Source organism: Streptomyces sp. enrichment culture (assembly GCF_964273255.1).
GTDB lineage: Bacteria > Actinomycetota > Actinomycetes > Streptomycetales > Streptomycetaceae > Streptomyces.
The window spans coordinates 4,174,249-4,188,146 of the sequence record NZ_OZ186835.1 but is presented as its reverse complement, the minus strand read 5'-3'; the positions used below and the strand labels follow the sequence as shown (position 1 = coordinate 4,188,146).

General features: G+C 73.6%; 13 protein-coding genes and 1 tRNA gene. 6 read left to right on the top strand and 8 right to left on the bottom strand.

The genetic code is table 11. The features are described 5' to 3' along the window. The first annotated feature begins 27 nt into the window (after window positions 1-27). Window positions 28-3,312 (top strand): S41 family peptidase, encoded by a 3,285-nt coding sequence (locus ACSU53_RS18175; protein ID WP_437029037.1) that lies wholly within the window; start codon window positions 28-30, stop codon window positions 3,310-3,312. A 228-nt stretch (window positions 3,313-3,540) separates the two neighbouring features. Here ACSU53_RS18175 and ACSU53_RS18170 read toward each other — a convergent pair whose 3' ends face one another. From ACSU53_RS18170 to ACSU53_RS18155, 4 genes are all read right to left on the bottom strand, one after another. Further along, window positions 3,541-3,720, bottom strand: a complete 180-nt coding sequence (locus ACSU53_RS18170) for a hypothetical protein (protein WP_437029035.1) — start codon at window positions 3,718-3,720, stop codon at window positions 3,541-3,543. Window positions 3,721-3,796: 76 nt separating this feature from the next. Further along, window positions 3,797-4,681 (bottom strand): SDR family oxidoreductase, encoded by an 885-nt coding sequence (locus ACSU53_RS18165; protein ID WP_437029034.1) that lies wholly within the window; start codon window positions 4,679-4,681, stop codon window positions 3,797-3,799. After that, complete coding sequence (locus ACSU53_RS18160) at window positions 4,678-5,736, bottom strand: alpha/beta fold hydrolase (RefSeq protein WP_437029032.1); 1,059 nt, start codon at window positions 5,734-5,736, stop codon at window positions 4,678-4,680. Before ACSU53_RS18160 ends, ACSU53_RS18165 begins: the two co-directional genes overlap by 4 nt. Then, complete coding sequence (locus ACSU53_RS18155; RefSeq protein WP_437029030.1) at window positions 5,733-7,259, bottom strand: flavin-containing monooxygenase; 1,527 nt, start codon at window positions 7,257-7,259, stop codon at window positions 5,733-5,735. Before ACSU53_RS18155 ends, ACSU53_RS18160 begins: the two co-directional genes overlap by 4 nt. Before the next feature lie 262 nt (window positions 7,260-7,521). Here ACSU53_RS18155 and ACSU53_RS18150 point away from each other — a divergent pair, with 262 nt between their 5' ends. Continuing rightward, window positions 7,522-8,175, top strand: a complete 654-nt coding sequence (locus tag ACSU53_RS18150) for a MerR family transcriptional regulator (RefSeq protein WP_437033265.1) — start codon at window positions 7,522-7,524, stop codon at window positions 8,173-8,175. A gap of 53 nt (window positions 8,176-8,228) precedes the next feature. Here ACSU53_RS18150 and ACSU53_RS18145 read toward each other — a convergent pair whose 3' ends face one another. Further along, window positions 8,229-9,032 carry an exodeoxyribonuclease III gene (locus ACSU53_RS18145; protein ID WP_437029028.1) on the bottom strand — a complete coding sequence of 268 codons (804 nt, stop codon included), beginning with the start codon at window positions 9,030-9,032 and terminating at the stop codon, window positions 8,229-8,231. Between the two features lie 91 nt (window positions 9,033-9,123). Here ACSU53_RS18145 and ACSU53_RS18140 point away from each other — a divergent pair, with 91 nt between their 5' ends. From ACSU53_RS18140 to ACSU53_RS18125, 4 genes are all read left to right on the top strand, one after another. Further along, window positions 9,124-9,612 carry a GNAT family N-acetyltransferase gene (locus ACSU53_RS18140; protein WP_437029026.1) on the top strand — a complete coding sequence of 163 codons (489 nt, stop codon included), beginning with the start codon at window positions 9,124-9,126 and terminating at the stop codon, window positions 9,610-9,612. Continuing rightward, complete coding sequence (locus ACSU53_RS18135; protein WP_437029024.1) at window positions 9,609-9,992, top strand: hypothetical protein; 384 nt, start codon at window positions 9,609-9,611, stop codon at window positions 9,990-9,992. Before ACSU53_RS18140 ends, ACSU53_RS18135 begins: the two co-directional genes overlap by 4 nt. Window positions 9,993-10,427: 435 nt before the next feature. Further along, the gene (locus tag ACSU53_RS18130) at window positions 10,428-10,823 is read left to right on the top strand and encodes a DUF5958 family protein (protein ID WP_437029022.1); all 396 of its coding nucleotides are present in this window, start codon (window positions 10,428-10,430) and stop codon (window positions 10,821-10,823) included. Between the two features lie 280 nt (window positions 10,824-11,103). Further along, on the top strand, window positions 11,104-11,328 hold the full coding sequence (locus ACSU53_RS18125) for a hypothetical protein (protein ID WP_437029020.1): 225 nt from the start codon (window positions 11,104-11,106) through the stop codon (window positions 11,326-11,328). Between the two features lie 167 nt (window positions 11,329-11,495). Here ACSU53_RS18125 and ACSU53_RS18120 read toward each other — a convergent pair. From ACSU53_RS18120 to ACSU53_RS18110, 3 genes are all read right to left on the bottom strand, one after another. Further along, window positions 11,496-11,569, bottom strand: a tRNA-Ala gene (locus tag ACSU53_RS18120). 81 nt (window positions 11,570-11,650) lie between these two features. Beyond that, window positions 11,651-13,045: a divisome protein SepX/GlpR gene (sepX, locus tag ACSU53_RS18115; protein WP_437029018.1), complete on the bottom strand. Its 1,395-nt coding sequence runs from the start codon at window positions 13,043-13,045 to the stop codon at window positions 11,651-11,653. Between the two features lie 172 nt (window positions 13,046-13,217). Further along, window positions 13,218-13,889 (bottom strand): GNAT family N-acetyltransferase, encoded by a 672-nt coding sequence (locus ACSU53_RS18110; protein ID WP_437029016.1) that lies wholly within the window; start codon window positions 13,887-13,889, stop codon window positions 13,218-13,220. Between the last annotated feature and the right edge of the window lie 9 nt (window positions 13,890-13,898).

The following is a 13,898-nucleotide window of genomic DNA, read 5'->3' as shown; positions in this document are numbered from 1 at the left end:
CACACCCCCCGGAAAAGCATGGGGAGGGTGACCTACCTGCGCCTGCCGCACCTCTCCGGCGACCTGCTGTGCTTCGTGGCCGAGGACGACCTGTGGATCGCGCCGCTGGACCGGCCCGGCCGGGCCTGGCGGCTGACCGTGGACCGCACCAAACTGGGCCACCCCCGCTTCTCCCCCGACGGCCGGCACATCGCGTACACCAGCTGGCACAGCCTCGACCCCGAGGTGCACGTGATCCCCGTGGACGGCGGCCCCGCCACCCGGCTGACCTACTGGGGCAGCGACGACACCCGGGTCTGCGGCTGGGAGCCGCCCGACGAACACGGCAACGCCGAGATCCTCGCCGTCGCCTCGCACGGCGAACCCTTCTCCTACTTCACCTGGGCCTACAAGCTCCCCTGCGACGGCAGCCCCGGCCGCAAGCTGCCCTGGGGCCCGGTGAGCGACATCCAGACCGCCGAGATCGACGGCGAACGCAAGTCCCTGCTGCTCACCGGCACCCCGCCGCACGAACCCGCCTCCTGGAAGCGCTACCGGGGCGGCGCCACCGGCCGGCTGTGGCTGCACGGCACCCGGCTCCTCGACGGCATCGACGGCCACCTGCACTCCCCGATGTTCGTCGGCGGCCGGATCGCCTTCCTCTCCGACCACGAGGGCGTCGGCAACCTCTACTCCTGCGCCCACGACGGCACCGACCTGCGCCGCCACACCGACCACGACGCCTTCTACGCCCGGCACGCCTCCAGTGACGGCACCCGGGTCGTCTACAGCTGCGCCGGCGACCTGTGGATGGTGGACGACCTGTCCCCCGGCGCCCTCCCGCACCGCCTCGACGTGCGCCTGAGCGGCCCGCGCGCCGGGCGCCGCCGCCACCAGGTGCCCGCCGCACAGCACCTGGACGGCCTCTCCGTCGACGAGACCGGCCGGGCCAGCGCCGTCGTGGTCCGCGGCAGCCTGTACTGGCTCACCCACCGCGACGGCCCCGCCCGCACCCTCACCGACACCCCGGGCGTACGGGTCCGCCTGCCCGAGATGCTCGGCGCGACCGGGCAGGTGGCCTACGTCACCGACGCCGAGGGCGAGGACGCCGTCGAGATCGCCTCCCTGCCCCGCGCCAGCGGCCAGCGTCCCGTCCGGCGGCTCGCCGCCGGACGGCTGGGCCGGGTGCTGGAACTCGTCGCGGACCGCGAGGGCGAGCGGCTCGCCGTCGCCGCCCACGACGGACGGCTGCTGCTGCTCGGCACCGGCGGGGACGGCGACGGGGGCAGCGGGGAGGGCGGCGGCGGCGACGGCGCGGAGGTCACCGAGCTGATCCGCTCCCTCAACGGCCCGGTGCGCGACCTGGCCTTCTCCCCCGACGGGATGTGGCTGACCTGGTCCCACCCGGGCATCGGCCGGTCGCTGCGACAGATCAAACTGGCCCGGCTCGCGGACCGGCTCGTCGTCGACGTCACCAACGGCCGCTTCGAGGACGAGAGTCCGGTGTTCACCCGAGACGGCCGCTACCTGGCCTTCCTGTCCTGGCGCGGCTTCGACCCCGTCTACGACGTGCACACCGGCGACCTGTCCTTCCCGCTCGGCTGCCGCCCGTACCTCGTCCCGCTGTCCTCGGCGACCCCCTCGCCGTTCGCGCTGAACCCGGAGGGCCGCCCGGCCGCGGGCGGGCTGGACCCGGTGGAGCGCGAGGACGCGGCGGAGGGCGAGAACGGCACCGTCACCGTGGAGACCGAGGGCCTGGAGAGCCGGGTCACGCCCTTCCCGGTGGCCGCGTCCAAGTACTCGGCGCTGCACCCCGTCGCCGGGTGCGGGCTGGTGTGGCTGCGCTGGCCGATCTCCGGGGCGCTCGGCGAGACCTTCGCCAACCCGGACGACACCAGCGGCCGGCCCACCCTGGAGCACTTCGACATCGGCAAGGCCCGCAGGACGGAACTCGTCGACCACCTCGACGTGTTCGCGGTCAGCGGCGACGGCACCCGGCTGGTCGTGGCCGACGAGGGCGAACTGCGCGCGGTGCCCGCCACCGAACCCGGCGACAGCGACTCCACGGTGTGGATCGACGCCCGCCGTATCCTGCACGAGGTCGACCCGGCCGCGGAGTGGCGGCAGTCCTACGAGGAGGCCGGGCGGCTGATCCGCGCCTACTTCTGGGACCCGGGCATGTGCGGCATCGACTGGGACGCCGTCCTGGACCAGTACCGCCCGCTGGTCGAACGGGTCGCCTCCCCCGACGACTTCGCCGACCTGCTGCGCGAGGTGCTCGGCGAACTCGGCACCTCCCACGCCTACGTCAGCGCCGCCCGGCGCAACGAGGGCCCCCCGCACTACCAGCGCCGCCAGGGCCTGCTGGGCGCCAACCTCGTACCGCGCGAGGAGGGCTGGACGGTCCGGCGGATCCTGCCCGGCGACGCCTCCGACTCCCGGGCCCGTTCCCCGCTGGCCGGGACCGGCATCCGCGAGGGCGCGGTGCTCACCCACGTCGACGGCCGCCCCGTGGACCCGGTGACCGGCCCCTTCCCGCTGCTCGCGGGCGCCGGCGGCACCACCGTGGAACTGACCTTCGCGCCCGCCGGCGGCGAAGGCCCCCCGCGCCGGGTCGCCGTGGTCCCGCTGATCGACGAACGGCCGCTGCGCTACCAGGACTGGGTCACCAAACGCCGCCAGGTCGTGCGGGAGTTGAGCGACGGCCGGTGCGGCTACCTGCACATCCCCGACATGGGCGGCTCCGGCTGGGCCCAGTTCAACCGCGACCTGCGCATGGAGGTGTCCCGCCCCGCCCTCATCGTGGACGTGCGCGGCAACGCCGGCGGCCACATCAGCGAACTCGTCGTGGAGAAACTGACCCGCACCATCCTCGGATGGGACCTCACCCGCGACGCCCAGCCGGTGTCGTACGCCTCCAATGCCCCGCGCGGGCCGGTGGTGGCGCTCGCCGACGAGGCCACCAGCTCCGACGGCGACATGATCACCGCCGCGTTCAAGCTGCTGCGGCTCGGCCCGGTGGTCGGCCAGCGCACCTGGGGCGGCGTCGTCGGCATGACCGGACGGCACCGGCTCGGCGACGGCACGGTCATCACGGTGCCGATGAACGCGGCCTGGTTCGACGCCTACGGGTGGTCCGTGGAGAACTACGGCGTCGCGCCCGACCTGGAAGCGCTGCGCACCCCGCTGGACTGGGCGGAGGGCCGGTACGCCCAGCTCGACGACGCCGTCCGACTGGCCCTGGAGCTCCTGGAGTCCGAGCCGCCGGCCACACCCCCCGCCCGCCGCGGCCTGCCCGACCGCTCCCGTCCGAAGCTGCCGCCGAGGACGTAGGGGCCCCGGCCGCCGGGGTTCGCCCGCCGGCCGCCGGGGGTTCGCGGAGCACCGTGTCCGGGGCGCACCGTGTCCGGGGCGCACCGTGTCCGGGGCGCACCGTGCGTGGAGAGCACTGTGCCCGGGGAGCACCATGCCCGGGGAGCACCGTCTCCCGGCCGGACGCACGGAGAAGGGGCGCCTCCCTCGGGGCGCCCCTTCCTGCGTCACTCCGCCTCGTGCGGTCCGTCAGACCTCGCGGTCGCGGTCCATCCGCTCCTCGGGCTCCTGCCGCCGGCGCGGGTTGTCCATGTCGTCGTCGCGACGACGGCCGCGGTTCTGCAGCTGCTCCTTGCCCTGCTGGGCCTTCTGCTTGGCCTGCTGCTGGAACTGCTCGGACTTCTCCTGGAACTGGTCCTTCATACCCATGTGGGTTCACTCCCGTGGGGGGTGAGGGGATCTGGCCCGACCAGATTCACACGGGCAGTCACCCTGCGCATGTCGATCACCTACGCTGCGTGACGCGGTGCTCCTCGTCGGCGCTGCCGCCCGCTCCGACCAGCCCCGTCCGCATCCCGGTGAGCCGGTCCGCGAAGCGCCGCATCTCCCGCTGGCCCACGGTCCCGATCATCCCGGGCAGGTAGCCGCGCACGCCCTGCATCCCGCGCAGCCACCACTGCCCGTAGACGTGCGCGGAGCGCCGCTCGATCCCGGCCACGATCCGGTCCACGGCGGGACCGAGCGGGTACGTCTTGTTCGTCGGCCACGGCAGCCGCTGCCGCAACTCCCGCATGACGTCCTCCTGGTCGGCCCCGCGCACCATGTCGGTGTCCGTCCACGACAGGTACGCCACGCCCACCTTCACCCCGCGGTGCCCGACCTCGGGGCGCAGGCTGTGCGCGTACGCCTCCACACCGGACTTGGAGGCGCAGTAGGCCGACATCATGGGCGCCGGGGTGATCGCGGCGAGGGAGGCGATCTGGAGCAGGTAGCCGCGGGACTCGGTCAGCAGCGGCAGGAAGGCGCGGGCGGTGACCGCCGAGCCGATGAGGTTGACCTCGATCACCCGCCGCCAGGCGTCCGGGTCGGAGTCGGCGAACGGACCGCCCGTCGCCACACCGGCGTTGGCGACCACGATGTCGACCCGCCCGAACCGCTCCCTGACCTCGGCCGCGACCCGGGTCATCGCCTCGTGGTCGGTGACGTCGGCGTACCAGTGGTCGCTGTCGCTGTGCAGCCGGGACGAGACGTCCTTGAGCGCGTCCGGCTCCAGACCGACCAGCGCGACCTTCACGCCGCGCGCGGACAGCTTGCGGGCCAGCAACTCGCCCACGCCGCGCGCCGCTCCGGTGACGACGGCGACCCGTCCTTCGAGACTGACCCTGCTCATGCGGTCTCCTCCACTGGTGCTGCTGCGGGTGCGGTGCGTGCGATGGGTACGGCCGGCGCCGACGGTGCCGCCGGCGCTGCGGACGGTGCCGTCCCCCCGGACACCTCCGGCGCTTCTGCCGCGGCCGGGGCGGGTGCCGCGGCCGCCGGCCCGGCCGTCAGGTGGGTGCTCACCAGGGCGCGGATCATCCCGGTGACCTCGTCCGGCGCCTCGACCGGCGTCATGTGGCCGATGCCGGGCAGTTCGGTGAGCCCGAGGCAGTGCGGCAGCGCGGCGGCCAGCGACCGGGCGTGCACGGGCGGGGTGAGCCGGTCGGCGCTCCCCACGAGGACCTGCGTCGGCACCCTCAACTCCCGTACGCGGTCGTCGAGGTCGAGCAGGTCGAGGACGTGGGACCAGGCGTGGCGCACCTGCCGGGGGCAGGCGTGCACGATGCGGGCACAGGCGTCGACCATGTCCGGTGCCGAACCGGGGCCCATCGTCCCGTACTTGAGGATGCGGCGGGCCATCGGCGTCACCGGGCCGAGCGGCAGCCGGGAGCCGAGGACGCGCCGGGTGAGCGCGGTCCGCAGCCGGCCCGGGCGGATGGGCACCACGGTCGACTCGGCGACCAGGCGGGCGCTGCCCGTGCTGCACAGCAGGACGGCCGCCGCGTGGGCGGTGAGGGCGGGCCGGCCGGCGGCGGCCAGGACGGTCATCGCGCCCATGGAGTGCCCGGCGACGACGGCCCGTTCACCGGGTGCGAGGGTCGCGGTGAGCACGGCCTCCAGGTCGTCGGCGAGCGCGTCGGTGCTGCACGCGGCACTGGCCGGGCTGCGGCCGTGGCCGCGCTGGTCGTAGACGACGACCCGGTGGTCGGTGGCCAGTTCGCGGATCTGCGCCGCCCAGAAGGCGGTCGAGCAGGTCCAGCCGTGGGCCAGGACGACCGCCGGCGCCCCGTCGGGCCCGTGCGTCTCGACGTGCAGCCGGGCGCCGTCGGCGGAGACGACCGTCAGTTCCCTCACCGGTGCGGGCGGGGCGTACGGCCCGGCGGTGACGTGTGCGGGCCGGCTCACGCGCCCACCTCCGTGGTGTCACCGGCACCGGCCGGAGCGGCGGCGGACGCCGCGGAGGCCCGCAGCACCGCGTACTCGGCGAGGTCGACCCGCCGGGTCTCGCGGCGGAACTCGCTCGTGGTGCCCGGCCAGATGGTGGTGTTGCGGCCGCTCGCGTCGAGGTACCAGCTGGTGCAGCCGCCGGTGTTCCACACCGTGCGCTTCATCCGCTCCTGCACCCGGTGGTTCCAGGCGCGCACCGCGCTGGGGCGGGCGTCGAGGGCGACCCGGCCGCCCAGGACGTCGAGCTGACGCAGGTAGTCGGCCAGGTAGTTCAGCTGGGACTCGATCATGAGGATCATGGAGGAGTTCCCGAGGCCGGTGTTCGGCCCGATGATCGTCATCCAGTTGGGGAAGCCGGCCGCCGCCGCGCCGCGCAGCGCCTGCATCCCGCCCTCCCAGGTCTCGGCGAGGGTCTTGCCCTCCGCGCCGACGACCCGCTCGGCGATGGGCATGTCGGTCACGTGGAACCCGGTGCCGAAGACGATCGCGTCGACCTCGGCCTCGCTCCCGTCGGCGGCGACCACGGTGGAGCCGCGCACCTCCCGCAGGCCGCTCGCGACGACGTCGACGTTGGGCTCGGCGAGCGCCGGGTAGTAGGTGCTCGACAGCAGGATCCGCTTGCACCCGATGCGGTAGTCCGGGGTGAGCTTGGCACGCAGGGCCGGATCCTTGATGGCGCGGCCCATGTTGCGCTTGGCCAGCTGCTCCACGAAGCCGAGCTGCCCGGGGTGCTTGGTGAACGCCTGCACCTGCAGCTCCCGCACGCCCCAGAGCAGTCCGCGGCGCAGCTGGGTGGTGAAGGGCAGCGTGCGGTGCAGGGCACGCTCGGCGGCGCCGATCGGCCGGTCGACGCGGGGCAGGACCCAGGCGGGGGTGCGCTGGAAGAGGGTGAGCCGGGAGACCAGCGGCTGGATCGAGGGCACGATCTGGATGGCGGACGCCCCGGTGCCGACCATGGCGACCCGCTTGCCGCGCAGGTCGTAGTCGTGGTCCCAGCGGGCGGAGTGGAACACCTTGCCGGGGAAGGTGTCGAGTCCGGGGATGTCCGGGACCTTCGGTTCGGACAGGGGCCCGGTGGCGGAGACGACGACGTCGGCGCTGAGGCTGCCGCTGCTGGTCTCGATGTCCCAGCGCAGCCGCTCGGCGTCCCACACCATCCGCTTCACCTCCGAGTCGAAGCGGAGGTGGGGGCGCAGGCCGAACGCGTCGGTCACGTGCTCCAGATAGGCGCGGATGTGCTCCTGGCCGGAGAAGGAGCGGGGCCAGTCGGGGTTCGGCGCGAAGGAGAAGGAGTACAGGTGCGACGGCACGTCGCAGGCGCAACCGGGGTAGCTGTTGTCGCGCCAGGTGCCGCCGACGCTGCCCGCCCGCTCCAGGACGACGAAGTCGGTGATCCCCTCGCGCCGCAGCCGCACGGCGGCCCCCAGACCGCCGAATCCCGACCCGACCACCGCGACCCGTACATGCTCGTGCTCGGCCATCCCAAAGCCTCCACGCATCGCTCAAGAACCCTGCCAGTGAACACTGGCGCAATGGGGAGCGTAGAGCAGCGCCGTACTGATGGGTAGGGGTCGGGGAGGGAAAGTTACCGCCGGTAGGCAGGCCCGCTTCCCGGGCGGGCGGGACGGCGGAAGCAGGCTCTAGGCTGCTGATGTGGCAGAAGACGGCAGGGAACCCGGTGAGCGGCACGAGGGGCACGAACGGCACGAGGGGCACGAGGGGCACGAGCGGCGCGAGTACCGCATGGAGGAGCTGGCCCGGCTGGCGGGCATCACGGTGCGCACCCTGCGCTTCTACCGCGAACGCAAGCTGATCCCGCCGCCCCGCCGCGAGGGCCGCATCGCCTGGTACGACGACCATCACCTGGCCCGCCTGCGCACCATCACGGCCCTGCTGGAACGCGGCCACACCCTCAACGGCATAGCCGAACTCGCCGAGGCCTTCGACCACGGCCGGGACGTCGGCGAACTCCTCGGCGTGGGCGCCCCCACCGAGGAGACCCCGGTCCGCCTCACCCCCGAGGAACTCGCCGACCGCTTCGCCGGACAGGTGACCCCGGAGAACCTGGCGGCGGCCCTGGAGCTCGGCTACCTGGGCACCGACGGCCAGGAGATCGTCCACATCAGCCGCCGCCTGCTGGACGTCTCCTCCGCCCTGGTCCGCGAGGGCATCCCGCTGGCCGAGGTCCTGCACGCCGGCGCGGTGGTCCGCACCCACGCCGACGCCCTGGCCGACCTGTTCGCCGACCTCATCCTGCGCCACGCCCCCGAGGAGGCCCTGGACCGCCTGCGCCCGCTGGCCCGCAGCGTCGTCGACTCGGAGCTGTCCCTGGCGCTGGACCGGCGGCGGCGCAGGCAGCCGGAGACCGGCGGAACCGGTGAGCCTCAGGCGCCGTAGACCACGGGCACGGGGGAACGTCCGGCGCCGTACGGCACGGTCGCCGGGGAACGTCAGGCGCCGTAGACCACGGTCACCGGCGCGTGGTCCGACCACCGCTCGGCGTGCGTGGCGGCCCGCTCCACGTACGCCTTGACCGCCCGGCCGGCGAGCCCGGGGGTCGCCATCTGGTAGTCGATGCGCCACCCGCTGTCGTTGTCGAACGCCCGCCCGCGGTACGACCACCACGAGTAGGGCCCGTCGACGTCCGGGTGCAGCGCCCGCACGACGTCGACGTACCCGCCGTCGTCCGGGTCGAGCACGCGGGACAGCCACTCCCGCTCCTCGGGCAGGAAGCCCGAGTTCTTGGTGTTGCCCCGCCAGTTCTTCAGATCGGCCTGCTCGTGGGCGATGTTCCAGTCGCCGCACACCACGACCTCGCGCCCCTCGTCCGCGGCGCGGTCCCGCAGCAGCTTGAGGTGGGCGCGGAACTCGCCCATGAAGCGCAGCTTCTCCTCCTGCCGCTCGGTGCCGACCTCGCCGGAGGGCAGGTACAGGGAGGCGACCGTCACGCCGGGCAGGTCCGCCTCCACGTACCGCCCGCTGCCGTCGAACTCGGCCGAGCCGAATCCGATCCGCACACGGTCGGGCTCGCGCCGGGTGTACAGGGAGACCCCTGCCCGCCCCTTCGCCGCCGCGGGCGCGTGCACGACGTGCCACCCCTCGGGCTCCCGCACGTGCTCGGGCAGCTGGTGCGGTTCCGCGCGCACCTCCTGCAGGCACACCACATCGGCGGAGGTCCCGGCCAGCCACTCCACGAAGCCCTTCTTCGCGGCGGCACGCAGACCATTGACGTTGACAGAGGTCACAGTGAGCACCGGGGCACCATACCGCTACCCTGGACAAGGTCCAATTCCGGACCGAATTAGTGCTGCTGCTCACCCGGGGTCGTGTTTTACCGTGCTCGACATGAACATCCGCCCAGTCCCCTACGACCACCCCGACGCCGTGAAGCTGGACGCCGAGGTACAGGCCGAATACGACATCCGCTACGGCGACGGTGGCGACGCCACCCCCATGGACCCGGCGGACTTCACACCCCCGAACGGCACCTACCTGATCGTCTACGACGACGACGGCGTCCCCGTCGCCTCCGGCGGCTGGCGCGCGCAGAACGCCAACGGCGAGGGCAACCGGGACGGCGACGCGGAACTGAAGCGCATGTACGTGATCGAGCCCATGCGGGGCCGCGGCCTGGCCCGCCGCGTTCTGGCCGCCCTGGAGGCCGACGCCCGCGCCGCCGGCCGCGTCCGCATGGTCCTGGAGACCGGCACCAAGCAGCCGGAGGCCATCGCCCTGTACACCTCCAGCGGCTACGAGCCCTGCGAGCCGTTCGGCTACTACCGCTTCCACGAGGAGAGCCGCTGCTACGCCAAAGCGCTGCGTTCCACCGAATGACGGCGGCACGGCCTCCGGCCGAGCGGGTCCTCGCCCGCTCGTACACCACCGGTGACGGCGGCACCCGGTTCGGTGTCGACGCCCTGACGGTCACCCACCCTCCGGACGGCCACCCCGTGCCGGCCTACCGCCTCACGGTGGAACGCCCCGACCGCCCCCGCGAACGCTGGGCGTTCACCCTCCCGCTGTCCGACCGCTCCTTCACGGACGTCCTCACCTCCCCGGCCCCGGACCCGGCCCGCCTGGCCCCACTCGTCCACCTGGTCCGGGCGCTGCTGGAGGAGTGGTGGGACACCAGGGCCCACAACCAGCGGTCGGCGCGCATGGGGCAGCGACTGGACCGAGACGGCGCGGCGGGCGGCGGGCCGGAGGCCCCGTGAGCGCGCGGCACGCCGGCTTTCCGCGTGCGGTCGCGGTGGCTGCTGTAATTTCCCCCTGCACAGGGGCCACATGCTCGGGGGGTGGGGGAAACAATGGCAGGACTGGCGTTCGTCTTCGTGTTCCTGCCGTGTCTCGCCATCATCAGCTTCACGTGCTGTGCGGCATGCCGAGCTCAACAGCACAAGGCGTTCAAGGTGTTGGCCTCCGCATGCCTGTGCCTCGGCCTCGTGTCCGGCCTCGTTCCCGTGGGGGTCCTCATCTGGGCGTCCACCCTGTAGGCGCCGTGCGCGGGCGTACCTCCTCGACGCCCTGCACCCGCTGCGGACCACCGTGGGCCCGACGCCTCCCAGGACGCGACCGATCCGGCGGTGCCGTTCGGCGTCCTGGTCACCGCTACGGGTCGGTCCGGGTCCGCCCCCCCCCGGGAGGGAGTCATGCACGAACGCGACGTCCTGCTCAACGAACTGGCCCAGGGGCTGCGCCCGATGTCCCAGGGCCTCGCATGGTTCGACAGCCTCGGCCGGGAAGAGCAGTCCGAGGTACTGCTGTTCCTGCGCCATCACTGCGTCCAGGCCCGCGCCGTCGCCGAGGACGCACCGGAGAGCATCCGCCGTGCCGGGCTGCGCCCCACGCACACGCCCGCGGTGCTGCTCTCGCGGGGCCGGATCGGCGAGCAGTTGGGCAAGATCGCCGGTCTCGGGCCTGTCGACGAACGCCGCAAGGCGTTCAGGCTGTTGATGGCGGTGCTCGCGATCGCCGACGCGCGACGCCGTGAGCGCTTCTGCCGCGACGGCTGCGGTCACTGGTGGCACAGCCTGCCCGCCGCCTGACCGTCCAGCCGTCCAGCACCCCACTCCCGCCGGCCCGGCAAGCCCGCGGTGCGCTCTGCCCCGGGGCGTGCTTCGCTGCCGCACGACATGGTGGTCGCTGTACTTCGCTGCTGTGGCGCAGCTCCCTGCGGAGGGCACGTTGGCTCCTCCGCCGCATCTTCGGCCGCCGGACGGCAGACCCGTCGAGACGACGCTGCTGCGCCCTCCCCGGACTGTGAGCGGCTCGGGCTGCCTCGTAGTCTCGTTCCGTCAACACGGCAAGGACGGGGGCGTTCACTCGATGGCGAAGCCGGTACGTGCAGCACTGGGGGAAGCCTGGCTCACCTGCCAGATCTGCCGGGGAGACCTGTTCCGCGAGCGGGAAGTCCTGCTCAACAGCACCGGCATGGAGTTCATGAAGCTGGCCTGGGCCAATGAGAGCGCCACCGGGCTGATCTGCTGGCGGTGCGGCTACGTCCATCTCTTCGTCAACAGGGACATCAAGCTCTACCGAGCGGACAAGTGACGGAGGCAGACGCCGGCGGCCTGGGCGGCACCGGGGCATCGCGCGCGGGGCGAACCGGGCAAGCACCTTGGGAAGCAAGATCCGAAGCAGTTGCTGTGCTTCGCTGCCGCACAGCACGACACGTCGAAGCCCCGGCCGGGAGATCCCGACCGGGGCTTCGAGCTGCGTGGACCTGAGGGGATTTGAACCCCTGGCCCCCTCGATGCGAACGAGGTGCGCTACCGGACTGCGCCACAGGCCCTTGCAACGAGTGAAACTTTAGCACCCCGATCCGGCTGCTCGGAAATCCGTTGCCGGTGGGCCCCGGACGCCGGGTGCCGGGCTACTCGTTGGCGGCGCGGGGGCGCTCCCCGTCCTCGTACTGGTCGAAGAGCGGGGTGCGGCCGCGCTCGCGGGCGCGGCGCGCGGAGGCGGCGCGGCGGGCGTCGGTGCGGCCGTCGCCGTCGGTCCGCTCGTCGGCGCCGGCCTCGGCCTCGTCGGGTTCCCCGGCGGCCGGGGTCTCCTGCGGGCCGGGGGTGACGGCGCTGGAGCGGGCCGAGCTCCAGGTGTCCGGGGCGCCGAGGTCGACGTCGCTGGTGGCGCGCGGGGCGACGGGGGCGGTGACGTAGGTGGGGAGCGGGACGGGGACCGGGTCCCAGCTGTCGCTGCCCTGGCCCGGGCGCCGCTGCCGCTCCCGCTGCTGGTCGACCCACTCGGCGTGGTCGGTCTGCTCGACGAGGGCGCGCCGGTCGGCCGCCAGGGCGGAGAGGCCCGGGTCGGTGTCGGAGCCCGCCTCCGGGCCTTCCGGCTCGTCGGGGTCGGCTTCGGCCGGGGACGGGCGGCGGCGCGGCCGGGGCTCGCGCTCGCGCAGCCGCTGAGCGGCGGCCTCGGCCTGGCGGCGGTCCATCTGGTAGGCGAAGCGGCGGCGCTCCTGGGAGCGCAGGTGGGCGATGTAGGCGCTGAGCAGCACGGCGGGGACGCCGGGTGCCCACAGGAAGGCGAGTCCGCCGACCGCGGCGACGATCGCGCCGAGGGTGAAGGCGAGGAAGAGCACCGTGGTGGTGCGGCGACGGCGTGCGAGCACCTTCGAGCGCCGGGCGCGCGCGGCGGCCTGCGCCGCCTGGGCCCGCCGGGCGCGCTGGGCCGCATGGGCGGCGCGGGTGGCGTCCTGGGCGGCGCGGATGGCGTCGGACGGCCCGTCGGAGTCGTGCCGGGCGTCGTGCCGGGCGTCGTGGGCGGGGCGGCGGCCCGGGTGGTCCGCCCCGGCCGTCCGGCTCTCCCGGCTCTCCCGGCGGGCGGGCGGGACGAGGCCGGGGTCCGCGCCGGGGGCCGGCGGGCGCCGGCCGTGGCCGTCCGCCCGGTCCGTCCCGTCCGCCGCGTCCTGCCCGTGCTCGCGGCCGGTGCCGTCCGCGTGCTCGTGCGGAGGGCGGGAGGCCGGGTCCGGGAAGGTCACCCGGGTCTGCGGGCGGGTCCTGGACACGGCGAAGGCCCGGACGTCCACCGAGTCGGTGATCGCGTCCGGGTCGTGGACGTGCTGCTCCTCCTCGAAGGAGCGCGCCCGGTCCTTGGCGTACCGGCGCTCCATGCCCGCCCGTCCGGACAGCAGTCGGATGGCGGTGCTGAAGCGTTCCGTCGGACGGGCCTCGTTCAGCTCGTCCTGCCTACGGAGCCACATCGGCACCAAGTAGGCGGCCCAGGCCCCGACGATGACTGCGTAGATGAGGCCGCTGCTGCTCACGCCTCACACGGTAGAGGGGTTTGCGTGGGGCCATCCGCCAATTGAGCCGGTGTGTCGCACGATCTGGCTGATATTTCGAACTTTTCTTGTGACCGGTGCGATCAGCAGACCGCTCGACCCGTGAATTCGGGGCCCGGAGACGGTCACCACCCGATCAATTTCGAACATTTATTCAATTACCGGGGCGGTGCGGGATACCCGGGTGGCGTGGTCCGCGCTCCGCGCTCCCCTCGGACGCGCCGGGCCTGGTCCGCCGGTCGCGTGACCGGCGCCAACGGGCCAGCAGGCCCTCGGGGACCTCCTCCGCGGTGAGGGCGAAGACGAGGTGGTCGCGCCAGGCGCCGTCGATGTGGAGATAACGGGGACGCAGTCCCTCCTCGCGGAATCCGAGTTTTTCCACGACCCGCCTGCTGGGTCCGTTCTCGGGGCGAATGCAGATCTCCAGGCGGTGCAGGCCGACGGTGCGGAAACAGTGGTCGGCGGCCATCGCCACGGCCGTCGGCATCACGCCGCGCCCGGCCACGGCCTCGTCCACCCAGTACCCCACGTGCCCGGAGCACATCGAGCCCCAGGTGATGCCGGCGACGGTCAACTGGCCTGCCAGGCGGCCCTGGTACTCGATGACGAACGGCAGCATCCGGCCCGCGTTCGCCTCGGTCCGCAGGTGCCGGACCATCTGACGGTAGGTCGGCCGGTGGACGACGGGGCCGGAGGGCGTGGGCGGCGGGATAGTCGCCTCCCAGGGCCGCAGCCAGTCCCGGTTGCGCCGGTTGACCTCACGCCAGGCCCGCTGGTCGCGCAGCTTTATCGGCCGGAGGACGATGTCGCCGTCCACCAGCTCCACGGGCCAGGA

Bases quoted from the DNA above. Each gene is read 5' to 3' on its own strand.
- ACSU53_RS18170 (WP_437029035.1), bottom strand. From the start codon at position 3,720: ATGGGTATGAAGGACCAGTTCCAGGAGAAGTCCGAGCAGTTCCAGCAG.
- ACSU53_RS18165 (WP_437029034.1), bottom strand. From the start codon at position 4,681: ATGAGCAGGGTCAGTCTCGAAGGACGGGTCGCCGTCGTCACCGGAGCG.
- ACSU53_RS18155 (WP_437029030.1), bottom strand. From the start codon at position 7,259: ATGGCCGAGCACGAGCATGTACGGGTCGCGGTGGTCGGGTCGGGATTC.
- ACSU53_RS18150 (WP_437033265.1), top strand. From the start codon at position 7,522: ATGGAGGAGCTGGCCCGGCTGGCGGGCATCACGGTGCGCACCCTGCGC.
- ACSU53_RS18140 (WP_437029026.1), top strand. From the start codon at position 9,124: ATGAACATCCGCCCAGTCCCCTACGACCACCCCGACGCCGTGAAGCTG.
- ACSU53_RS18135 (WP_437029024.1), top strand. From the start codon at position 9,609: ATGACGGCGGCACGGCCTCCGGCCGAGCGGGTCCTCGCCCGCTCGTAC.
- ACSU53_RS18130 (WP_437029022.1), top strand. From the start codon at position 10,428: ATGCACGAACGCGACGTCCTGCTCAACGAACTGGCCCAGGGGCTGCGC.
- ACSU53_RS18125 (WP_437029020.1), top strand. From the start codon at position 11,104: ATGGCGAAGCCGGTACGTGCAGCACTGGGGGAAGCCTGGCTCACCTGC.